This is a genomic window from Alteromonas sp. G5_S2_22_S1 (genome assembly GCF_054968525.1).
The window spans coordinates 172,588-192,870 of sequence record NZ_JBQKUJ010000007.1; the positions used below are offsets into that span (position 1 = coordinate 172,588).

General features: G+C 44.2%; 21 protein-coding genes. 5 read left to right on the plus strand and 16 right to left on the minus strand.

The window, feature by feature from the left end; translation table 11 throughout:
* Positions 1–4 precede the first annotated feature (4 nt).
* From atpG to ACTRWF_RS10135, 15 genes are all read right to left on the minus strand, one after another.
* A complete protein-coding gene (gene atpG / locus ACTRWF_RS10065) occupies positions 5–865 on the minus strand; it encodes a F0F1 ATP synthase subunit gamma (RefSeq protein WP_012520217.1) in 861 nt (286 codons plus the stop codon).
* A gap of 58 nt (positions 866–923) precedes the next feature.
* Positions 924–2,465: a F0F1 ATP synthase subunit alpha gene (atpA, locus tag ACTRWF_RS10070; RefSeq protein ID WP_012520218.1), complete on the minus strand. Its 1,542-nt coding sequence runs from the start codon at positions 2,463–2,465 to the stop codon at positions 924–926.
* Positions 2,466–2,478: 13 nt separating this feature from the next.
* Positions 2,479–3,012 (minus strand): F0F1 ATP synthase subunit delta, encoded by a 534-nt coding sequence (gene atpH, locus ACTRWF_RS10075; RefSeq protein ID WP_071953122.1) that lies wholly within the window; start codon positions 3,010–3,012, stop codon positions 2,479–2,481.
* A gap of 15 nt (positions 3,013–3,027) precedes the next feature.
* Entirely contained in the window at positions 3,028–3,498 is a 471-nt protein-coding gene (gene atpF, locus ACTRWF_RS10080; RefSeq protein WP_012520221.1) for a F0F1 ATP synthase subunit B, read from the minus strand.
* 45 nt (positions 3,499–3,543) lie between these two features.
* Positions 3,544–3,765: a F0F1 ATP synthase subunit C gene (gene atpE / locus ACTRWF_RS10085; RefSeq protein WP_012520222.1), complete on the minus strand. Its 222-nt coding sequence runs from the start codon at positions 3,763–3,765 to the stop codon at positions 3,544–3,546.
* Between the two features lie 100 nt (positions 3,766–3,865).
* Positions 3,866–4,699 carry a F0F1 ATP synthase subunit A gene (gene atpB, locus ACTRWF_RS10090; protein WP_012520223.1) on the minus strand — a complete coding sequence of 278 codons (834 nt, stop codon included), beginning with the start codon at positions 4,697–4,699 and terminating at the stop codon, positions 3,866–3,868.
* Between the two features lie 101 nt (positions 4,700–4,800).
* The gene (locus ACTRWF_RS10095) at positions 4,801–5,187 is read right to left on the minus strand and encodes an ATP synthase subunit I (RefSeq protein ID WP_041912999.1); all 387 of its coding nucleotides are present in this window, start codon (positions 5,185–5,187) and stop codon (positions 4,801–4,803) included.
* Positions 5,188–5,393: 206 nt separating this feature from the next.
* Positions 5,394–6,272: a ParB/RepB/Spo0J family partition protein gene (locus tag ACTRWF_RS10100; protein WP_012520225.1), complete on the minus strand. Its 879-nt coding sequence runs from the start codon at positions 6,270–6,272 to the stop codon at positions 5,394–5,396.
* 45 nt (positions 6,273–6,317) lie between these two features.
* On the minus strand, positions 6,318–7,112 hold the full coding sequence (locus ACTRWF_RS10105; protein ID WP_012520226.1) for a ParA family protein: 795 nt from the start codon (positions 7,110–7,112) through the stop codon (positions 6,318–6,320).
* Positions 7,113–7,145: 33 nt separating this feature from the next.
* Positions 7,146–7,781 carry a 16S rRNA (guanine(527)-N(7))-methyltransferase RsmG gene (gene rsmG / locus ACTRWF_RS10110; protein WP_462835497.1) on the minus strand — a complete coding sequence of 212 codons (636 nt, stop codon included), beginning with the start codon at positions 7,779–7,781 and terminating at the stop codon, positions 7,146–7,148.
* Between the two features lie 176 nt (positions 7,782–7,957).
* Positions 7,958–9,859 (minus strand): tRNA uridine-5-carboxymethylaminomethyl(34) synthesis enzyme MnmG, encoded by a 1,902-nt coding sequence (gene mnmG / locus ACTRWF_RS10115; protein WP_462835498.1) that lies wholly within the window; start codon positions 9,857–9,859, stop codon positions 7,958–7,960.
* Positions 9,860–10,579: 720 nt separating this feature from the next.
* Positions 10,580–11,407 (minus strand): ATP-binding protein, encoded by an 828-nt coding sequence (locus ACTRWF_RS10120; protein ID WP_071953127.1) that lies wholly within the window; start codon positions 11,405–11,407, stop codon positions 10,580–10,582.
* 6 nt (positions 11,408–11,413) lie between these two features.
* The gene (locus ACTRWF_RS10125) at positions 11,414–12,082 is read right to left on the minus strand and encodes a DnaT-like ssDNA-binding domain-containing protein (protein ID WP_462835499.1); all 669 of its coding nucleotides are present in this window, start codon (positions 12,080–12,082) and stop codon (positions 11,414–11,416) included.
* Positions 12,083–12,109: 27 nt separating this feature from the next.
* Positions 12,110–12,547 (minus strand): FMN-binding protein MioC, encoded by a 438-nt coding sequence (gene mioC, locus ACTRWF_RS10130; RefSeq protein ID WP_012520231.1) that lies wholly within the window; start codon positions 12,545–12,547, stop codon positions 12,110–12,112.
* A 194-nt stretch (positions 12,548–12,741) separates the two neighbouring features.
* Positions 12,742–13,299 carry a hypothetical protein gene (locus ACTRWF_RS10135; RefSeq protein WP_462835500.1) on the minus strand — a complete coding sequence of 186 codons (558 nt, stop codon included), beginning with the start codon at positions 13,297–13,299 and terminating at the stop codon, positions 12,742–12,744.
* 185 nt (positions 13,300–13,484) lie between these two features.
* On the opposite strand from ACTRWF_RS10135, the gene ACTRWF_RS10140 reads away from it, so the two are divergent.
* The 4 genes from ACTRWF_RS10140 to ACTRWF_RS10155 all read left to right on the plus strand — a co-directional run bounded on the left by ACTRWF_RS10140 (position 13,485) and on the right by ACTRWF_RS10155 (position 18,466).
* Positions 13,485–13,976, plus strand: coding sequence for a hypothetical protein (locus ACTRWF_RS10140; RefSeq protein WP_462835501.1), 492 nt, complete (start codon positions 13,485–13,487; stop codon positions 13,974–13,976).
* Positions 13,977–14,275: 299 nt separating this feature from the next.
* A complete protein-coding gene (locus ACTRWF_RS10145) occupies positions 14,276–14,857 on the plus strand; it encodes a recombinase family protein (RefSeq protein WP_462835502.1) in 582 nt (193 codons plus the stop codon).
* A 69-nt stretch (positions 14,858–14,926) separates the two neighbouring features.
* Positions 14,927–15,916 carry an AAA family ATPase gene (locus ACTRWF_RS10150; RefSeq protein WP_462835503.1) on the plus strand — a complete coding sequence of 330 codons (990 nt, stop codon included), beginning with the start codon at positions 14,927–14,929 and terminating at the stop codon, positions 15,914–15,916.
* 12 nt (positions 15,917–15,928) lie between these two features.
* Positions 15,929–18,466, plus strand: a complete 2,538-nt coding sequence (locus ACTRWF_RS10155) for a S8 family serine peptidase (RefSeq protein WP_462835504.1) — start codon at positions 15,929–15,931, stop codon at positions 18,464–18,466.
* Between the two features lie 610 nt (positions 18,467–19,076).
* Here the strand turns inward: ACTRWF_RS10155 and ACTRWF_RS10160 are convergent.
* Positions 19,077–19,205: a hypothetical protein gene (locus tag ACTRWF_RS10160; RefSeq protein WP_462835505.1), complete on the minus strand. Its 129-nt coding sequence runs from the start codon at positions 19,203–19,205 to the stop codon at positions 19,077–19,079.
* Between the two features lie 471 nt (positions 19,206–19,676).
* On the opposite strand from ACTRWF_RS10160, the gene ACTRWF_RS10165 reads away from it, so the two are divergent.
* Positions 19,677–20,283 (plus strand): integrase domain-containing protein (locus ACTRWF_RS10165; protein WP_462835506.1); only part of this gene is annotated, 607 nt, incomplete at its 3' end.

The window sequence follows — 20,283 nt, forward strand, 5'->3', positions numbered from 1 at the left end:
TTGCCTACACCGCTGCGGCACCGCTAACAATCTCACTGATTTCTTGTGTGATTGCAGCCTGACGCGCTTTGTTATATACCAGTTGTAACTCATCAATAAGGTTACCGGCGTTGTCGGTTGCTGCCTTCATGGCAACCATTCGCGCAGCTTGCTCTGACGCCGCGTTTTCTACAACACCCTGATACACCTGAGACTCAATGTAACGAACCATTAGTGCTTCCAAAATTTCTTTTGGATCTGGCTCGTAGATGTAGTCCCAACGATGTTGATATTCTTCATCTTCTGACTTTGGCAAAGGCAATAACTGATTGATCACAGGTTTCTGTGTCATGGTGTTAACGAAGTCATTGAATACCAAGAATACTCGGTCAATTTGTCCTTCGTCGTACGCTTTAAGCATAACGCGTACAACACCTACTACATCGCTCACAGACGGCTTGTCACCTAAACCAGATTCAGCAGCAAGCAACTTGCCACCAAAACGGTTGAAGAAACTGCACGCTTTAGAACCTAATGCAGCGAAATCCACTTCTACACCCTGTTCCCGCCATTTTTTGACGTCTTGGGTGACGAGCTTAAATTCGTTGGTGTTCAAACCACCACATAAGCCTCGGTCAGTGGAAATCACAATGTAACCGACGCGCTTGACTTCACGCTCTTCCAAATATGGATGGCGATATTCAAGGTTACCGTTTGCAATGTGACCAATCACTTTAAGCATATTTTGTGCATATGGACGGCCAGAAGCCATACGTTCCTGCGCCTTTTTCATCTTAGACGCAGCAACCATTTCCATCGCACTGGTAATCTTCTGAGTATTTTTGATACTCCCAATCTTACCTTTTATTTCTTTACCGCTGGCCATGACTCTCTCTCCGATTACTCAACGAATTGCGCTGGTGGTTAAACACCAGCACCATTGATTACCAAGTTTGTGTCGCTTTAAAGTTAGTTAAAGCGTCGTTCAACTTAGAGGCAATCTCGTCGTTGTAGTTACCTGATTCGTTGATAGTCTTCATAAGGTCAGCGTGTTCGCTGTTCATATAAGAGTGAAGAGCGGCTTCAAAATCTAGGATTTTGTTAAGCTCGATACCCTTAAGGAAACCTTTTTCTACCGCGAACAGAGATACACCCATGTTAGCAATTGATAGTGGAGCGTATTGCTTCTGCTTCATCAGCTCAGTTACGCGCTCACCGTGCTCAAGTTGCTCGCGAGTGGCATCATCAAGGTCAGAAGCAAACTGCGAGAACGCCGCAAGTTCACGATACTGAGCAAGGGCTAGACGGATACCGCCACCCAATTTCTTGATGATTTTAGTCTGTGCAGCACCACCAACACGTGATACCGAGATACCAGCGTTAACCGCTGGACGGATACCTGCGTTGAACAAGTCAGTTTCCAAGAAGATCTGACCATCGGTAATTGAGATTACGTTAGTCGGTACGAATGCCGATACGTCACCAGCTTGCGTTTCGATAATTGGAAGCGCAGTTAGTGAACCCGTTTTACCTTTCACTTCACCGTTCGTGTAGTTTTCAACGTATTGCTCGTTTACACGTGCAGCACGCTCTAGTAGACGCGAGTGAAGGTAGAATACGTCACCTGGGTAGGCTTCACGGCCTGGTGGACGCTTAAGTAGTAGTGAGATTTGACGGTAAGCAACAGCTTGCTTAGACAAATCATCATATACGATTAGCGCATCTTCACCGCGGTCACGGAAGTATTCACCCATAGTACAACCAGAGTAAGGCGCAAGGTATTGAAGCGCTGCAGACTCAGACGCAGATGCTGCAACCACGATAGTGTGGTCAAGTGCACCGTGTTCTTCTAGTTTACGTACTACGTTAGCGATAGTAGACGCTTTCTGACCAACCGCTACGTACACACACTTAATGCCTGTGCCTTTTTGGTTGATGATAGCGTCAACAGCCATTGCTGTTTTACCACACTGACGGTCACCGATGATAAGCTCACGCTGACCACGACCTACTGGGATCATGGCATCAACTGACTTATAACCAGTTTGTACTGGCTGGTCTACCGATTGACGTTCGATTACGCCAGGTGCAATTTTTTCAACTGGCTCGAAACCAGCTGCGTCGATTGCGCCTTTACCATCAATAGGCTCACCTAGTGTGTTAACAACACGACCAAGAAGTGCGTTACCTACTGGTACTTCAAGAATACGGCCAGTAGATTGTACTTTATCGCCTTCTTTCAGGTCCGCATATGGACCCATAACAACTGCACCTACAGAGTCTCGCTCAAGGTTTAGTGCAATTGCGTAACGGCTTCCAGGAAGCTCAATCATTTCACCTTGCATTACATCTGCAAGGCCATGAATGCGGATAATACCGTCAGTTACTGCGACGATAGTACCTTCATTACGTGCTTCACTGCTTACATTGAACTGTTCAATTCTTTTCTTGATCAGTTCAGCAATTTCAGTGGAATTAAGTTGCATGCTCTTATCCCCGTTATGCTTGCAACGCGTCTGCTAGACGGTTCAATTTCGACTTTACGGAACCATCAATAACTGTATCACCGGCATTTATTACCATTCCAGCGATCAGGGCAGGGTCCACGTTACAATTAAGCTTCACTTTACGTGCCAAACGTTTTTCCAAAGATGCTACCAACTCAGTTTGTTGGGCATCGGTCAGCGTAGATGCTGAGGTTACGTCCACTTCTACTTCTTTATCGTAATCTGCTTTAAACGCATCGAACAAAGTAGAAATTTCAGGCAACGCGGCTAAACGTTTATTCTCAGCCAAAACCTTTACAAGGTTCTGGCCGTGTTCGTCGAGTTGCTCACCACAAACATTATTAAAAATGTCGGCAAGCGTATCAGCGGCAACCGCACCAGTTAACAACTGGTGCATGTCTTCATTTGCTGCTACTTCACCTGCGAAGGCGAGCATTTCTTGCCATTTTGCAATGGCATCTTTCTCGACAGCAAAATCGAAAGCGGCTTTCGCATAAGGACGAGCAACAGTAGTCAATTCAGACATTGGCTCATCTCCCTATCAAAGCTCAGCGACAAGTTTTTCAACAATGTCGTTTTGCGCGCTTGCGTCGATTTCACGTTGTAAGATTTGCTGTGCGCCGGCTACTGCTAGTGCAGAAACCTGCTTGCGCAAATCTTCTTTGGCACGATTGCGTTCAGCTTCAATCTCGGCATAACCAGAAGCGATAATTTTCTCGCGTTCCGCATGGCCCTTTTGCGTTTCTTCGTCAACCAATTGGTTGGCACGCTTTTTAGCCTGCTCGATAATTTCAGCTGCTTGCGCTTTCGCATCTTTCAATTGCTCAGTAGCTTTCGCTTGAGCAAGCTCTAAGTCTTTCTCTGCACGTTCAGAAGCTTCAAGCCCATCGGCAATTTTCTTCTGACGTTCTTCAATCGCTGCCATTAGTGGAGGCCATACATATTTCATGCAGAACACCACGAACACAGCGAAGGCGATTAATTGACCTATAAAAGTGGCGTTAAAATTCACAATCGCCCCTCCTCTTAAAGTTCGCTAAAAAAGTGTTTAGTAAAATTAGGCACCAACAGCGAACAATAGGTATAGAGCGATACCAACACCGATCATCGCGATGGCGTCGATAAGACCCGCTACGATGAACATCTTAACTTGTAGTTGAGGTGCTAGTTCAGGTTGACGAGCAGCAGATTCAAGGAATTTACCACCTAGTAGACCAAAACCAATAGCGGTACCTAGGGCACCAAGACCAATCAGTAGTGCAACAGCGATGTATAACATTTACGTCTCCGATTTAAGTTAAATTTAAAGTTAATGTTTAAAAGTCAAACTCTGTAAAAAACGGTGCCAGTATTTCCAGCTTACCAGCACACGTTAATGCTTAGTGGTCTTCACACGCCAGGCTTAAGTACACGATGGTTAACATCATGAAAATAAACGCTTGAAGCGGAAGTACCAGAATATGGAACACAGCCCACATAAAGTGCAGTGGAAGCTGGAAGTAACCAATTGTAGCAATCAATATGAAGATTAGCTCACTGGCGTATAAGTTACCGAACAAACGCAGCGCTAGTGAAAGCGGGCGCGCAAGTAAAGTAACCGTTTCAAGAATGAAGTTCACCGGGATAAAAATCGGGTGACCGAAAGGCTGCATAGTGAGCTCTTTAGCAAAGCCGCCAATACCTTTCATCTTGATTGAGTAGAAAAGAATAAGAATGAATACGCCTGAAGCCAGTGCGAACGTTAGGTTAAGGTCAGTCGTTGGAACAGCCTTGTTGTAAACGTCGTGAGGATCCATACCAAAAGCCGCTTGGCCGATAAGACCAGAAACCCAAGGAATTAAATCAACAGGCACTAAATCCATAAGGTTCATCAGCAACACCCACACAAAGATAGTGAGTGCTAATGGCGCGATTAATGCGCTTTTACCGTGGAATGTGCTTTTTACGTTATCGTCAACAAACTCAACCACAAGCTCAACGAACGCCTGCATTTTGCCAGGTACGCCTGTTGTCGCTTTTGAAGCAACGCTTCTAAAGATGATTAAGAAAAGAAGACCAAGACCGATTGACCATGCCAGTGTATCAACATGCCATGCCCAAAAACCGGCATCAGAACAGGCTTTGTTAAAAGCAATTCCGTTGTCAGTTGAGCACATGGTGGCATTGGTCAAGTGGTGCTTGATGTATTCTGAGGTAGTGTATTCAGATGCCATTGTTTAACCCAAGTTGTAAAGTGTAAAAATTTGGTGACTGGTTTCTATGTCTCAATCGGAACGATACGTTATTTTCGTTATCGCAACGCGTTGCGTTGTCTTTATTCTTTCGAACCGTAATGAAACATCGCTAGCCCGTGGCTAGCCGTTGTAATCACAAATGCCACAAAGATTTCTAATGGCGTGGCGTTTAGGCCTTTAAAAGCAATTACAAATAAAATGATTGTCAGTGCCAGCTTCAATTTTGAGCCTTGGCTAAAACTTCGCGCAACAAGTTGATTTTTGCTCGCTCCTGCATACCGAAATGCAAAAGCAGCGAAAACCATATTGGGCAGTATGCTAATCAGTGCACCCGCGCCTGCTGATATGGCTGAATGGTAGCCTGATACAGCACCTGCAAAAATCGTAACGATAAGGCCCGTTATAACCTGAAAAAGTAGCCCTTTCTTGGCGAGATTTACCCCGCGTTTTGCTAACTTGTTCGTCACGTCTTCTCGCAGCTTGTTCACGTCTTACAAAAAGCGTCAGAAGTATACTGTTTTACCGACATTTTTCAACAGTACATCGCTTTTTGAAAGTTATTCTGAAAATATTCTATTGCTATAACCGGAAAGGAGAGTGTCCGGAACTCTTTCCGGACAGCGTGTCAATTGCGGGCAGGCAAAGGTTCTAACATTATTCTTATAGTTTTAAACTACTGAATTTTCGAAATAATTCCGTCAAGTTGTTCTAAATCACTAAAGCTAATGGTGAGCTTACCTTTACCCTTTGCGTTATGGTCGATGCTCACAGGCGTGCCTAAATTTTCTGAAAGTCTTGTCATAAGGTTTTGAACATCAGGATCAACTTTCTTCTCTGGCTTAGGTTTTGCGGGCTCTAAAAGCTTTTTCACCAGCTTTTCGGTGTCGCGAACAGTAAGACCTTTGCCAGATACTACTTGCGCCGTCTCAGATTGGGTTTCCCCTTCTAATGCCAAAAGCGCACGGGCATGACCCATTTCAATATCGCCATGCTCAACTAACAATTTTACGTCATCGTTCAAATTGTTTAGGCGAAGTAAGTTTGTCACTGTGGTGCGTGATTTACCTACGGCTTCAGCCACTTCCTGATGCGTGAGAGCAAATTCACTCATCAATCGGTCAAGGGCTTGCGCCTCTTCCATTGCGTTTAAATCTTCGCGCTGGATGTTTTCGATAAGCGCAATAGCAACCGCAGCTTCGTCGGGCACGTTTTTAACAATGCACGGTACTTCATCAAGCTGAGCAAGTTGAGATGCTCGCCAACGACGCTCACCGGCTATAATTTCATAGCGGTGCTCATCAACTTTTCTTACCACAATAGGCTGAATAATGCCTTGTGCACGAATTGAAGACGCTAACTCCTCTAGTGCATCAGGTGACATGTCTTTACGAGGTTGATATTTACCCGGCACTAAGTATTCAATAGGCAGTTTACTCAACTCGCCGTTTGTTGAATTAACCTCGGCGGCATCTTGTTCTTTTTGAGCAGATGACTGGCTGGTTGCGAGTAGCGCATCTAAACCGCGGCCAAGGCCTCTTTTACGTGCTGACATAGTGTCCTCTATGGCATGTGCTGATAGTGTTCAGCTTATTATCATTTAACTTGCTTTTGCCTGTGCAGGCGTTGTCTTATCCCTGCGGCGCAATATTTCACCCGCCAAGGCCAAGTATGCTTTTGCGCCTGTAGACGACTTATCATAATACATAGCCGGCGTACCGAAGCTAGGCGCTTCAGCTAAGCGAACGTTACGCGGAATGACCGTGCGATAAACTTGTTCACCGAAGTGGCGCTTTAACTGCTCTGAAACGTCATTCGCTAAGCGATTGCGCGGGTCGTACATAGTACGCAATACGCCTTCAATCTTCAATTCAGGATTCACTACCGACGCTAATTTTTGAATGGTATCCATCAAGGCGGTAAGACCTTCCAACGCATAGTATTCACATTGCATAGGAACCATCACAGAGTCTGCAGCAGCAAGCGCATTGACGGTTAACTGGTTAAGCGAAGGAGGACAGTCGATAAACACAAAATCGTAGTAGTCCATTACAGGCTTTAACGCATTGCGCAAACGAACTTCACGGGCAAACATTTCCATTAACTTAATTTCTGCTGCGGTCACATCACCGTTTGCAGCTATCAAGTCGTACTTCCCGCTTGTTCCCTTTACAATGACGTCATCAATCGGCTTTTCTTCAATCAACAATTCAAAGGCCGTAGATTCAACGTCGTATTTATCAACGCCGCTGCCCATGGTCGCATTGCCTTGTGGATCGAGATCAATAAGCAACACTTTGCGCTTCGTTGCTGCCATTGACGCTGCCACGTTAACTGCGGTGGTTGTTTTTCCTACACCACCTTTCTGATTCGCGATCGCGATTACCTTAGCCACGTTAGATCCTGTTCTGTCTATTCTATTTTTTGGCTATTTCTTTTTTAGCCAAACCAGATGTCGTTCGCCTACTAAATTTGGCACAGTGAGGTTTTCCGTTTTTCTCACATGAAAGTGATCACTCACTTCTTCTATCTCATCTTGCGGAAACTGACCTTTGAGCGCCAAAAATTGTCCTTCTGAATCTACCAGATGTTGACACCAGTGCAACATATCTTTTAGCGAAGCGAAAGCTCTACTTAACACGATATCGTAAGGCACTTCACCGTTGTGCGCTTCCACCCGGCTTTGCACGGGTGTAACGTTTTTCAATCCAAGGGTGTGAACACTCTGCGTCATAAAGCGTACACGCTTGCCAAGGGAGTCGAGCAAAGTAAATCGCTTTTCAGGAAAAGCAATAGCCAATGGCATACCTGGTAGGCCAGGTCCTGTTCCCACATCAATAATGTTGTCACCTTCAAGATGAGGCACTATGGCCAACGAGTCTAGAATATGTTTCACCATCATCTGTTTAGGATCGCGTACTGAAGTGAGGTTATATGCCTTATTCCATTTATCCATCAGTAAAACATAATCGACTAATTGCTGTTGTTGCCTTTCGCTTAACTCTAGTGAAAGGGCGTCAAGTCCTTGGACCAAAATGGTGTGCAATTCTTGCTGTATAGTCATCAAAAATTCTGTCTAGTGGATTTGATTATAGGGTGTTGCTTTACGCAGGCCCAAAACAGATTGGGAAGAGTGAAAGCGCCTAGTATTTCTATATATCGTTTTCTATAGTGCAATGATACGCGAATAAATCGGAAATACTAAGCGCTCGTAGTCGTCTATTGATGCAAGCGCGTGTTTTACGCGCTAATTTTGTCTTGTTTACGCAACATGCCGTGCTTTTTAAGGTAAACCAGCAGTAACGAGATGGCCGCAGGCGTAATGCCAGAAATACGAGATGCTTTGCCGATAGTTTCTGGACGCGCTTCCGTAAGTTTAGCTACCACCTCATTTGACAAGCCAGAAATTTTGCTGAAGTCCATATCAATCGGTAGCAACGTATTCTCATGACGTTGGGTTTTCGCGATTTCGTCCATTTGGCGGGAAATATAACCGGCGTACTTAATTTGAATTTCTACCTGCTCGGCGGCAATGGGATCGTCAATGCCCGGGCCCACGCTTTCAATTTTCATTAATTGGCTGTAGGTCATTTCAGGGCGTCGAATCAATTCTTCCAGCGAATGTTCACGGCTTACCGGGTTTTTCAGCATGGTATTGAGTTCAGGCGTTGCTGCGTGATCAGGATGGATCCACTGACCACGTAAACGCTGAAGCTCTGTTTCTACCGCTTCCATTTTATCGTTGTACTTCGCCCAACGCGCATCATCAACAAGACCGATTTCTCGACCCATCGCAGTTAAACGGCTGTCGGCGTTATCTTCGCGAAGTAGCAGTCGGTATTCTGCTCGGCTCGTAAACATACGATAGGGTTCTTTGGTTCCCATTGTCGCTAAGTCGTCAATCAGTACGCCCATGTAAGCCTGATCGCGACGTAAGATAAGCGGGTCTTTTTGTTGCACTTGAAGTGCAGCGTTCGCGCCAGCCACTAGTCCTTGTGCACCGGCTTCTTCATAGCCAGTGGTACCGTTAATTTGCCCTGCAAAGAAGAGACCTTGAATAAATTTGGTTTCCAGAGTCTGTTTCAAATCACGCGGATCAAAGAAATCATATTCAATGGCATAACCCGGACGAACGATATGTGCATTTTCAAACCCTTTAATCGAGCGGACAAGGTTCATCTGTACGTCAAATGGTAGACTGGTTGAAATTCCGTTCGGATAAACTTCGATGCTGTTTAAGCCTTCTGGCTCAACAAAAATTTGATGCGATGTCTTGTCTGCAAAACGGGTGATCTTATCTTCGATACTCGGGCAATAGCGCGGGCCAATCCCCTCGATCACGCCGGTAAACATTGGAGAGCGATCGAGGCCGCCGCGAATAATATCGTGGGTATTTTCGTTAGTATGGGTGATGTAACACGGGATCTGTGTAGGGTGCATGGCTCTATCACCCATAAACGAGAATACCGGTGTTGGACTGTCACCAGGCTGAGGCTGCATTACAGAAAAATCTAAAGAACGTGCATCCAGTCTTGCTGGTGTCCCGGTTTTTAATCGGTCAACACGAAACGGAAGGGCACGTAGTCTATCAGCAAGCGCAATAGACGGTGGATCGCCCGCACGACCACCGCGATAATTTTCAAGGCCGATGTGTATGGTCCCGCCAAGGAACGTACCCACGGTTAATACCACAGACTTGGCTTTAAACTTCAAGCCCATTTGGGTAACCACACCGCATACGCGATCGTTTTCTACAATGAGATCGTCGACACTTTGCTGAAATAACGTTAGGTTTTCTTGATTTTCTACAATGTCACGAATGGCATTTTTGTACAAAGTCCTATCTGCTTGTGCACGTGTAGCGCGAACAGCAGGTCCTTTTGAAGAGTTTAGTGTTCTAAACTGAATACCGCCTTTATCGATAGCTAGCGCCATTGCGCCACCTAATGCATCGATCTCTTTAACCAAATGACCTTTGCCGATCCCACCGATAGCTGGGTTACATGACATTTGGCCAATCGTTTCAATATTGTGAGTTAGCAAAAGTGTATTTGCACCCATGCGTGCAGCTGCAAGCGCTGCCTCTGTACCCGCATGTCCACCACCTACAACGATGACATCAAATGCTTCAGTATAAAACATGGATAAACCTCACTATTAACGTACGACAAGCCTATTAAAATCTAACTTTTTTCTAAGCACAGTCTGCCGAAAAAAGGGCGCGTATTTTATCTGACTTATTGAATAAAGAAAATGATTAAATTTTCCTCAAAACCTGTTTTTAAAGAAGTGTGATCGAATAATAAGATCTTAAGATCTCTTTTAGATCTGTTTATTTTTACTTTTATTAGGATCGACAAGATCTGTGGGTAACCGATCAAAGGAGATAAAGATCATCAAGTTACGCGATCAACAACATTGGGAAACACAGATCCATAACCCCCATTCAAACTTGTGTATAAATACCCTTTTTATCCACACCCCATTTCTTTTTAAAAGTTATTCTTTTTTGGATCAAAGCTTATACACAGTGGTTTGTAGGATCCTATCCACAGGCGTGATCAAGATGTGATCCAACTGGGGATAAAATGTTTGCTAATTATGTTTATAGATCAAAAGATCGTGTAACGACGTGGCTTATAGGTCGATCTTATTGTGGAGGAGATCTTTTACTAATCCTGTGATTAGATCGCATGATCGTCATTTTCACTTCGCAATCAATATTTCGATCGGCGATGTCATTCGTCGCATTTGACTGACAAAAACGTATTACCTATCGGCTCAAACAATAAAAAAGGGCAGTGAAGAAACGCTTTCACTGCCCTTAAATCAATCGTTTTTTTACTCAATACACGCTTTACATTATCGAACCTGATTAGGTTGATAACGCGGCTGTGCAACTGAGCCCTGCATGTCTTCTTGCTCAATAGTCAGTCCTTCACGACGACTCGGGCCTTGGAAGCGAACTTTGTAGGTATCGTACTCTTTTATCGATTCAAAACAGTAGCGTCCCAGTGCGTTTTCTAGCTCAGCTAAATTGTGGTTGGTGATCAAGATACAGTTTTTTTTGTTTACCAAACGTTGCCTAAGTAGATTGCCAAACCAGCTTTGCGCGTTTTTCTTTAGCGCTGATTCGTTAACACACACCTCGTCTAATATCAGAAGATCCACGTCTAATAGTTCTTGATTGATCTCTCTAAACCGCTGACTCGCGTTGTCAGTGGCAGAAAAGTCAAAAGAGAAGTTACGCATTTCCAGTAGTGTTGATAACTGACGATAGAGCACTGAGATTTCGTATTGCTCAATAAGTTGGTGTGCTATTGCACCGGCAATATGTGACTTGCCACGCCCATAGTCGCCGTAAAATATCATCATGTGCGAGCCGCTTTGTCGCCAAGCAGGGTCGTCATGAGCTGCAATGAAAGATTGTGCGATAGAAACCGCTTCTATCACATCATCGCTATCTTCAACTAAGTTGGCAAACGTCCATTTAGGATTTAGATCTGAACGGCCGTGTATGGCCTCTACACGCGCTTTCTTGCTGCGCTGCTGTAGTTGCGACACTTCTTCATTGGCTTTGACTTCATACTGCTTACGCAGCGTTTTGTAGTCGATATACTCACCATTGGGATCGACATCTTTTTTGAGCGCTTTCGCTAAATTGGCAATTTTGTCGGTTATACGGTCCATAACGATTTAACTCTTCTTAGTTGTGGCATACTTTTCCACCAGCTTTCTTGCATTATCATCTGCTTCAATGCCGGCTGCAACTTTCACTTGTTGTGTTCCCACCACTTTTGTAGGAGCGTAGCCAGACGCTAAGCGCTTGCGTTTGATATTGTTAGCAAATTTTTGTGTCCACTGAAATTCACTGAATACTGAGCTTGGCCGACCTAGCCAATAGGTGATAAATTCACCCACTTCGTTGTCATCATAGGTTTTATCTATAATGCCTAATAGTGAGGCCATTTCTTCAAATAGGGCTTTATTTGGGGCCCAGGTAGCTGTCATCGCACTGTGTCTAGCGTGCAGTTGATCAAAGTCTGACTGGGCTTCGCTTAGAAGCGGTAGAAGGAGTGTTTTACCATTAATGGTGTGCTCTAGATCTAACGCTAAGGGCAGGGCAACCAACCCCACTTGTTCTAATTGCTTTACCAGGCTATTGATCTGACGGCCTCGCTGATACGGCTCGTCTTTGCTATCCCCATTAAGTAAATTTAGCAGATGTTTATAATCAATAGGGGCTGACGATGTGGTAGCGGTGTTAGCACCTACGCGAAGCCCAAGCAAATACAACACGCGGCAGTCATTAGAAATCGGGCATTGCAAAGCGGCAAGTTCTGCTTGGGTGAGGTTGCTATTCATTGCGTCAGCTCCTTAGTATAAAGGCGATTAGGCGCTTGCTAACTTATCGTCAAACCACTCTACGGCTGCATCTTCTGGAATGGGGTGCTCAAGTACATCAATGTAGAGTGCATCGGTGATTAGCGTACCGCCTGCATCAACGATGTGCTTTTCCATTTCCTTTGCGCCAAAGCAGAAAGTGTCGTAGCTGGTATCACCTAGTCCAATAACATAGGCCTGTACCGTGCTTAAGTCTGCGCTTTCAAGCTGCTTGGCAAAGGGCTGGATATTGTCAGGTAGCTCGCCTGCGCCGTGGGTAGACGTACATACAACCCATATTGATGCGGTATTGATGTTATCTAAATTCGGTTCAGCGTGAATAGTATGTGTATGCCCACTTGCATCAAGCTTCTCAGCAATAGCATCTGCCACATATTCAGAGGCACCTAACATGGTGCCGACAATTATTTCGAAGTGCTTACTCATTTATGGGGTGCTTCTCTGTTATCTATTGTACATCTAGCGGCCGCGCCGCCTACATTACTTGCCAATACAGAATGTGAAATGTTTAAATATATTAATAGCTTATCATCCTTCGGGAGTAAATAGGGATCAAAACTGATTCTCCCTGATATGAATCGAGTGATGAGAATCAGGCCGGACAAGTCGTAATAAATAAATTACTTTAAAAGCTTTATGTCACGGACAGCAATTTGGTATTTTGAGCCATAGGGACCGGACACTAGAATTGGTTTTCCACTTTCGATAAACCCAGAAAAAGAAATCTCTTTGACCTCTTCTTTGAGTATTGGGAAACCATCAGCTATTCGGTTTTTTATATAACCTGTATCACTACTACTGACTTGTTCTCTCGCTATACCAACTACGAACAGGCCCTCAGCCCAAATTTTACCTTCGGATATATCACCTGTATGCATTGTAATATGAACTTCGGGCTTTATCACGCCGTGTCTGCAAATTGTGACAGGATTGTCGCAGCGAACTATCGTGTCCATGTCAAACTTCAGGTCTTCCTTGAGAATGCGAGGTTGATTACTAAAATACTCTGTTTCCCCAAAGCTGGCAGTCGCCCTTACTGCATCCTTAAATCTGTTATCCCGGATTGGGGGTAAATATGTATGTTCAACCCATATACTGTATTCTTTTTTTGAACGTACATCGTTAGTTGCACAAGCAGTTAAAGCAAGGGGTACTAATAGTAAAGCTAACTTTTTCAAATCAAACTCTCTTATTGTTGGTAATTGCGCATATAAGATACGTGGTTAAAGCGAAATCTAACTCAAGAGAAACAAGGGTGAGTGTAAAAATAATATACCAATGATTAAAAATTAATAACTATTACTGTTTTCTATATACATTTTGCTCTGATTAAATCCGGCTTGGAAAACTGTAAGGAAATGGTATGAATTTTTATGTAAATGCTTTAATTATAACTTTGTCTGTTTGTTTTGTTAGCTTAAATGCTTATGCTGAGGAAGAACCAGACTTTCTTTTCACTCCAGCTATGTATTCAAAGTTGGAATTAAATAAATTTCAGAAATTAATGGTCAACGCAGCCACATCTTATGGGTATCCAAAGATGAAGAACGATGCAAATGGAATGACGATTGAACCGAAATTTATCTATGTCAATCCCTTGGTTGGCAACAGAAATATTGACTCGTGGAATAAACTGAGTTCAAAAGAAAAGTTTCAGTTTATTAACTCCGCTGTGATGGGAGGAACCGAAAAACTTGATCCTTCTCAGGTTCAACAGCGAGTTGCAGTTTTACAGACGTGTATGACCTCATCAAGCTACACAATCAGAGCAGCTCACGATCATCTCAAATACAGATTGTTCAGTGACACTATTACACAGCAGCTTGAATCATGTCATAAAGCATATTCTTTGTAATCCAAAGCGCTTAACTGAATGGAAGCTGCTGTAAGCAGCTCCTTATTTAATCACAACAGATATCCTTAAAACGCCCCCTATATAAATTTCCTATAAACCTCTCCGGCACATACAGCAAAGCTATGCAGTGGTATTCGACTCAAACTGTCAATAATTCAATTTAAAGCTGCTGCTCTACAAAATATATGTCCACAAAACCACCGTTTTTTGAACACCTTCAGAAGGTGTCATTTCGGATGGATTCTCGGTGTGTAATTTGTTAAAATACTCGTATATTTTTCTATGTTAATTAATTGTTCATGAATCAACGTATTGGCTATGCCCGCGTTTCAACGGATGATCAAAACCTGCACCTCCAAAAGGATGCTTTGGAGAAAGCGGGCTGCCAGGTCATCTATGAAGACAAAGCCAGTGGGAAGAACACTGAAAGGCCGGAGCTTGAGGCTTGCCTGAAAGCTCTGCGTTCAGGCGACACGTTGGTGGTTTGGAGACTGGACCGCCTGGGGCGAAGCTTGGGCGATTTGGTCAAACTCGTGACGACCCTGGAAGAACAGAAAACCGGATTTGAGAGTCTTCAAGAAAAGATCGAAACGACAAGTGCCTCTGGAAAGCTGGTTTTTCACGTATTTGCTGCACTTGCTGAATTTGAGAGAAACCTAATCAGCGAGAGAACACGAGCTGGATTGAAGGCCGCGCGGGCGCGTGGCCGACTTGGTGGACGTAAACCAAAGCTGAAACAGAAAGATATTCGCGAGATTAAAGCTCTACTCAAGGATGGTTCGATTCCTGTAGCAGATGTAGCTAAAAGGTATGGAGTATCTAGAACAACTATCTATAATCATGTTGGGGTGGTCAGCGTGCAAAACTCTGGTAGGGACTAAAAGTTTTGTATCTGTCATAATAAACTGTATGAAAATATTAAGGCTACCCTGTTTTATGGAGATCAAATAATGGCTACAGCGGAACAACTGAAAGCGCTTTTAAGAAGTCACGCTGAGCGTGACGACCAGCGCTTTTACTCTGTTGCCCTTCAGGTCGCTGCCAAAGAAGCAAGGCAGGGACATAATAAGCTAGCTAGTGACATTAAGAATCTTGTTGAACGATCTCAGAGCTCTAACAAAAAGCTTGGATTAGCATCTACTAGAGCTATCCCCTTTTCGCAGCAGAATAAAAACGAGTTAAAGGGACTGTTAGAATTAACACCTCATAGTGTTCGTCTTAATGAAATTGTTCTTTCTGAAGACATACATGAACGTATGGAAAAAGTATTATTAGAACAACGTCAAAAAGATAGACTTAATAAATTTGGATTACAGCCTCGCAGAAAGCTTCTTTTCACCGGTTCGCCTGGAACAGGAAAAACTATGTCAGCATCAATGTTGGCAACGGAATTGAAGCTTCCGCTTTATACGATTGTTTTAGACAACTTAATCACACGATTTATGGGTGAGACGGCTGCAAAATTGCGTTTAATTTTTGATCATATAAAGCAAACACGTGCGGTTTATTTGTTTGATGAATTTGATGCTATCGGAACTCAAAGGGGAGCATCTAACGATGTCGGGGAAATCCGTAGGGTTTTAAACTCTTTCTTATTATTTGTCGAGCAAGACGAATCTGAAAGCATAATTGTTGCGGCAACAAACCACCCAGAGTTATTGGATCAGGCGCTATACAGAAGGTTTGATGACATTATTAGATTTGAAAAGCCAAAGTTTGATCAGATATGTTTACTCATTCAGAACCGCTTGTCTCTTTTTGATACAGATAATTTTGATTGGGATAGGGTTGCTGAAGCTGCTGATGGTTTGAGCTCTGCTGAGATAACTCGTTCTTGTGAAGATGCAGCTAAAGAAGCTGTCTTGAGCTTCAACGAAAAAGTAACAAGTGATACTTTATTAAAAGCTTTTTCAAGAAGGCATTCAGGAAATAATAAATAATTAGGACGTTTTATGGTTTCTAAAAGGAAGCATTTAGATGTAACCAGTTTTTTCATCAACGAAGACTTTAAATCAAAAAGGACTGGGAGAAATCCAGGTGTTCCAGGGCGCAATAGGAACCAACATGGCAGACTATTGGAGGAGCAGTATCAGAATTTACTAGATGCTTACAACCAGAAAAAAGAGCGAGAAATCGACATCATCACTGATGACTCAGGAATATATGTTGAAGTTATAAGTGTTGATGGGTGTAAGTTGCCACTAGATAGTTTAGATAATAGAGACTTTAAGCTCTGTTCTTGCCAAAGTAGGGAAAACAGTGAGATAGCTCTCATTTTTATACCAGAAGATCGTCGAGATACATTTCTTAGAAAAATACAGCAGTATTTAGACCCGCAGAAAGATTCAAAGCCGAACAAAAATGGGGATTCATTTCCTAGAAATCATGCATTGATAGACAGCATAGCTGAGGTTAGGCTTGCAAGTTTGGAATCGTTTTGGACTGATCCCCCAGAGTTTTTCCCTCAAGACAAAAACGATGATGTCTGGTGGGAATTATGGTTGAAAAAAAATACTGTTGATAACGTTGAAGAAATAGCTGAGGCTCTAGCTGAACGTGTAAGTGGTCGTTTAGGCAATACTTCCATTTCGTTCTTTAATTCTTTTGTCGTACTAATTAAAGCCACAGTAAATAACTTAGAAAAAGCTCCTGAGCTAATTTCAAATTTAGAGGAAGTTCGGAAAGCTAAGGATACGCCCATTCCAATCATTAGCTCATCACCAAAAGAGCAGCAGGAATGGCTTCAAAGCATTTTAGACAGAGTTACTCTTTCAGATAATATATCAACCTGTGTTTCGATACTTGATACGGGAGTTAATTACAATAACCGTTTATTGAGTGCAGTAAGCTGTGACGAATATTCAGCCTCTTGGGATCCTGAGTGGCCCAAATACGACCAATATCAACCCCTTGCTCCATTTAATGACCATGGCTCATTGCAAGCAGGGCTTGCTGCTTTTGGAAATTTGATGGATGTTGTATTGGAAGATGACGATATTCACGTATCGCATATTATTGAGTCGGCAAGAATATTACCCCCGGAAGGTAATAATGATCCTTTGTTATATGGAGCTATAACAGTAGGAGCTGCTTATAAGCTTGAAGTGGATAGACCTGATTTTAATCGAGTTTATAGTCTTGCTGTCACTTCTGACCATGAAAGAGAAAGTGGAAAGCCTTCTTCATGGTCGGCAGAAATTGATCAGTTTATTTCGGGGATGCAGGATGGAAAGCGAAGGCTTTTTGTTATTTCTGCCGGAAACAATTTAGATCTTCGTCCTGACCAAGACTATTGGGATCAAGTAAATCTTGCGGAGATAGAAGATCCGGCGCAGGCATGGAACGCTATTACTGTTGGAGCATATACGGAGTTGACAACAAACGATGACCCCTATTTCGCAGGTTGGTCACCATTTGCTTTGGAAGGTGATGTAGCTCCATCAAGTCGTTCTTCTGTTAATTGGGATTGGAGAAAACAAGCTCCACTGAAGCCTGATATTGTTGCCGAAGGGGGAAATAGACTGCTGTCGCCAGATAAGACAGAAGTTAGCAATGAAGACACGGTTGGGTTATTAACAACATCAGGAAAAACAACTGGTCAGGTCTTTGAGAGAGGTGGCGACACAAGCGCTGCGTGTGCGCTTGTATCGAGGTGCGCAGCTCAATTAACAGCTGAATACCCTGAGTTTTGGCCTGAAACAATACGAGGCTTAATTATCCACTCAGCTGAGTGGACACCAAGAATGATGGAGCGATTTGGACTTCTCAGTGCGGTGCACAGTCCTAAGGTAGCAAAAGAAACGTTGTTGCGTACTGTCGGTTATGGAGTGACTGATATTGATAGAGCTAGATATAGTGCCGATCACGCTCTTACATTAGTTGCCGAAGGTGAGATTCAACCATTTATTAAGCCTCACGATGCTAGCGCATCATCCGACCCTAAGCTGAATCAAATGAAACTTTACCAATTACCTTGGCCGCTTCAAGAATTACAAGAACTGCCGCCAGACTTAGAGGTTAAGTTAAAAGTTACTTTGTCGTATTTTATTGAACCCAACCCAGGACGAAGAGGGTACCGTACGAGATATAGTTATCAATCACATGGTTTAAGGTTTGAAACAATAAGACCTGGTCAATCATTGAAAAACTTTAGGTCTTATATAAATGGCTTGGCAAACATGGATGGTTACGATGGCCCTGAAGGTGATAATGATGGGTGGTTTTTAGGGGAGCAACTTCGAACGAGAGGCTCGGTGCATTCAGACGAATGGATAGGCAGTGCGCAAGATTTAGCTGATATGCACACGATAGCTGTTTTTCCCGTTGGCGGGTGGTGGAAGTATAGAACTGCTGAGGACCGTTGGGAACATAATGTAAAGTTTAGTCTTCTTGTTAGTATAGAAGTTCCTGACGAAAATGTTGATATCTATTCTGCTATCGAAAATGAGATACAGGTAGCGATAGAGAGCCAAGTTGCAGTGGAAATTTAAACTAAATTTGTTCACCACTGAAAGGAGTAAATAGTTATGGTCGATCTGAGTATTACAATGTACACCGCCCTTGGGTTTGTGGGCTTTGTTCTTTCTCTATGTGCTGTGCTCTATGTGAACGCAGACGGTTTAGAAAGTTGCGCTACCAAATGGTTTCGTCGTAATCGCTGAAATTAGCTTTCTAAACACCTCTTGGTGAACCATTTTGAAGCTCTTCCCCGTCACAGCCGTTGACGGGGCCTACCCTTTAACTCTCCTTTCCCTCTAAACCCAACTTTTCGAGCCCTTTTGGAGTAGCTCAGTCCAAAGAAATGCTGATTATTGCTTGCAAGGTCTCGAAAAGCGACTTTGTGAGACTCAAGCGGAATTTGAGCGGCGGATTTTACCAGAATGACGGAATATGGGTCTCACAACAGCCTTTTACGAGACCTTCTTTTGGGGCTTGACCGAACCAAAAAACCTATTAATATTAACGACGTAAATGGTAGCTGGCCGAAAACAGCAGTTTAATTAAACAAGGCACTTGCCTTTATCTAACCAACCCTCTGGGGGACTGTCCCCCGTGGGCATTCCTCCGTCTGTAACCCTTCGGAGGAACCTCTGATGAACTTCATCCCCATTCGTGAACCCCTGACGCTATATCGTCATCGTTGCCGCTGCTTGCAGTTGGCAAATGCCCCTCCTCGCTGCTGTTCTCTTGAATTTGTGGCGTACCTGGCACTCGATCATGAGCAGCCAAATTCCAGAGGACCACCTCTGCTTCAACCATGTGAGCCTGGCGTATGCCGAGCTTGCACCATGCCCCTCCCCGTCTCTGTCGCCAACGGCGAAAACAGAGACGGGGTAGCAAACCCCGCCGAAAGCCTTGTGCCTCAATGGCTCAAGGCTTTCGCCCCGCGCACGAATGTGCGCGAACACAGCCGCGCAAGGCGGCGAGCGCTACGCGCTAACTTTCCAAGAAAAGCGACTTCACCAGCCGGAGCTGCTGGCAGTTTGTTCCAACGGAACAGACCAGCCAGTGGCGAGAGCAGCCCGCTCCATAGCAGTGTTGATCGTATGTAAATGACCGTGGGTGCTCGGTTTATCCACCCTTTGCCAGGGCAAGAACCCTGATTTGGCCTCAGCACGCGAAGCTGATTAAAAAAATCGCGTTTATCACTTACCAATGATTTTCGGGCGGGCCAGAACCAGAACAAGAAGGAATAGCACTATGCGCTCAGAACGATCCAATCCGGATGCCAGAAACTATGGCCTTAAGAGCCGTGATATGACGCGGGCGGGTCTCAACGCGCTCAAAGAGGGGATGAGAAGCTTTGCTTCAATTGCAACGATCCATGACCGTTGGAGCGTTTTTTCATCCTGGATCAAGACAGAACAGGGCATAAAGGACATGCGGGACATCGAGAAGGCCCATCTGGTGGCCTATGCGGCCCATCTGAACGATAGGTTTGAGCGTGGCGAGATTTCTCCTTCTACGGCCCAAAACTACCTGTCGGCAGTAAACCGAGTGATGGAGATTGCTCGTGGCGACCGACAGGTCAGAGTAGCGCCTGTCGCTGAGGGCGGGCTTCCCAAGCGTTCAGGGATCGCATTGAGCGACCGGAGCGTTTCGGAAGCGGCCCACCAGGCAGCTATAGGGGCTGTCTCAGAACGGCTGGGAGCGCTGCTGGAGGTGCAGCGCAACTTTGGCCTGCGATTCGAGGAGTCGGCCAAGCTTGATGCGACTCGGGCGCTGAAACAGGCAGAGAAAGAAGGGGTTGTTGCCATCAAGGACGGAACCAAAGGTGGTCGCCAGCGTATGGTGCCGATTACCTCTA

Bases quoted from the DNA above. Each gene is read 5' to 3' on its own strand.
- atpG (WP_012520217.1), bottom strand. From the start codon at position 865: ATGGCCAGCGGTAAAGAAATAAAAGGTAAGATTGGGAGTATCAAAAAT.
- atpA (WP_012520218.1), bottom strand. From the start codon at position 2,465: ATGCAACTTAATTCCACTGAAATTGCTGAACTGATCAAGAAAAGAATT.
- atpH (WP_071953122.1), bottom strand. From the start codon at position 3,012: ATGTCTGAATTGACTACTGTTGCTCGTCCTTATGCGAAAGCCGCTTTC.
- atpE (WP_012520222.1), bottom strand. From the start codon at position 3,765: ATGTTATACATCGCTGTTGCACTACTGATTGGTCTTGGTGCCCTAGGT.
- atpB (WP_012520223.1), bottom strand. From the start codon at position 4,699: ATGGCATCTGAATACACTACCTCAGAATACATCAAGCACCACTTGACC.
- ACTRWF_RS10100 (WP_012520225.1), bottom strand. From the start codon at position 6,272: ATGTCAGCACGTAAAAGAGGCCTTGGCCGCGGTTTAGATGCGCTACTC.
- rsmG (WP_462835497.1), bottom strand. From the start codon at position 7,781: ATGACTATACAGCAAGAATTGCACACCATTTTGGTCCAAGGACTTGAC.
- mnmG (WP_462835498.1), bottom strand. From the start codon at position 9,859: ATGTTTTATACTGAAGCATTTGATGTCATCGTTGTAGGTGGTGGACAT.
- ACTRWF_RS10120 (WP_071953127.1), bottom strand. From the start codon at position 11,407: ATGGACCGTATAACCGACAAAATTGCCAATTTAGCGAAAGCGCTCAAA.
- ACTRWF_RS10125 (WP_462835499.1), bottom strand. From the start codon at position 12,082: ATGAATAGCAACCTCACCCAAGCAGAACTTGCCGCTTTGCAATGCCCG.
- mioC (WP_012520231.1), bottom strand. From the start codon at position 12,547: ATGAGTAAGCACTTCGAAATAATTGTCGGCACCATGTTAGGTGCCTCT.
- ACTRWF_RS10140 (WP_462835501.1), top strand. From the start codon at position 13,485: ATGAATTTTTATGTAAATGCTTTAATTATAACTTTGTCTGTTTGTTTT.
- ACTRWF_RS10145 (WP_462835502.1), top strand. From the start codon at position 14,276: ATGAATCAACGTATTGGCTATGCCCGCGTTTCAACGGATGATCAAAAC.
- ACTRWF_RS10150 (WP_462835503.1), top strand. From the start codon at position 14,927: ATGGCTACAGCGGAACAACTGAAAGCGCTTTTAAGAAGTCACGCTGAG.
- ACTRWF_RS10155 (WP_462835504.1), top strand. From the start codon at position 15,929: ATGGTTTCTAAAAGGAAGCATTTAGATGTAACCAGTTTTTTCATCAAC.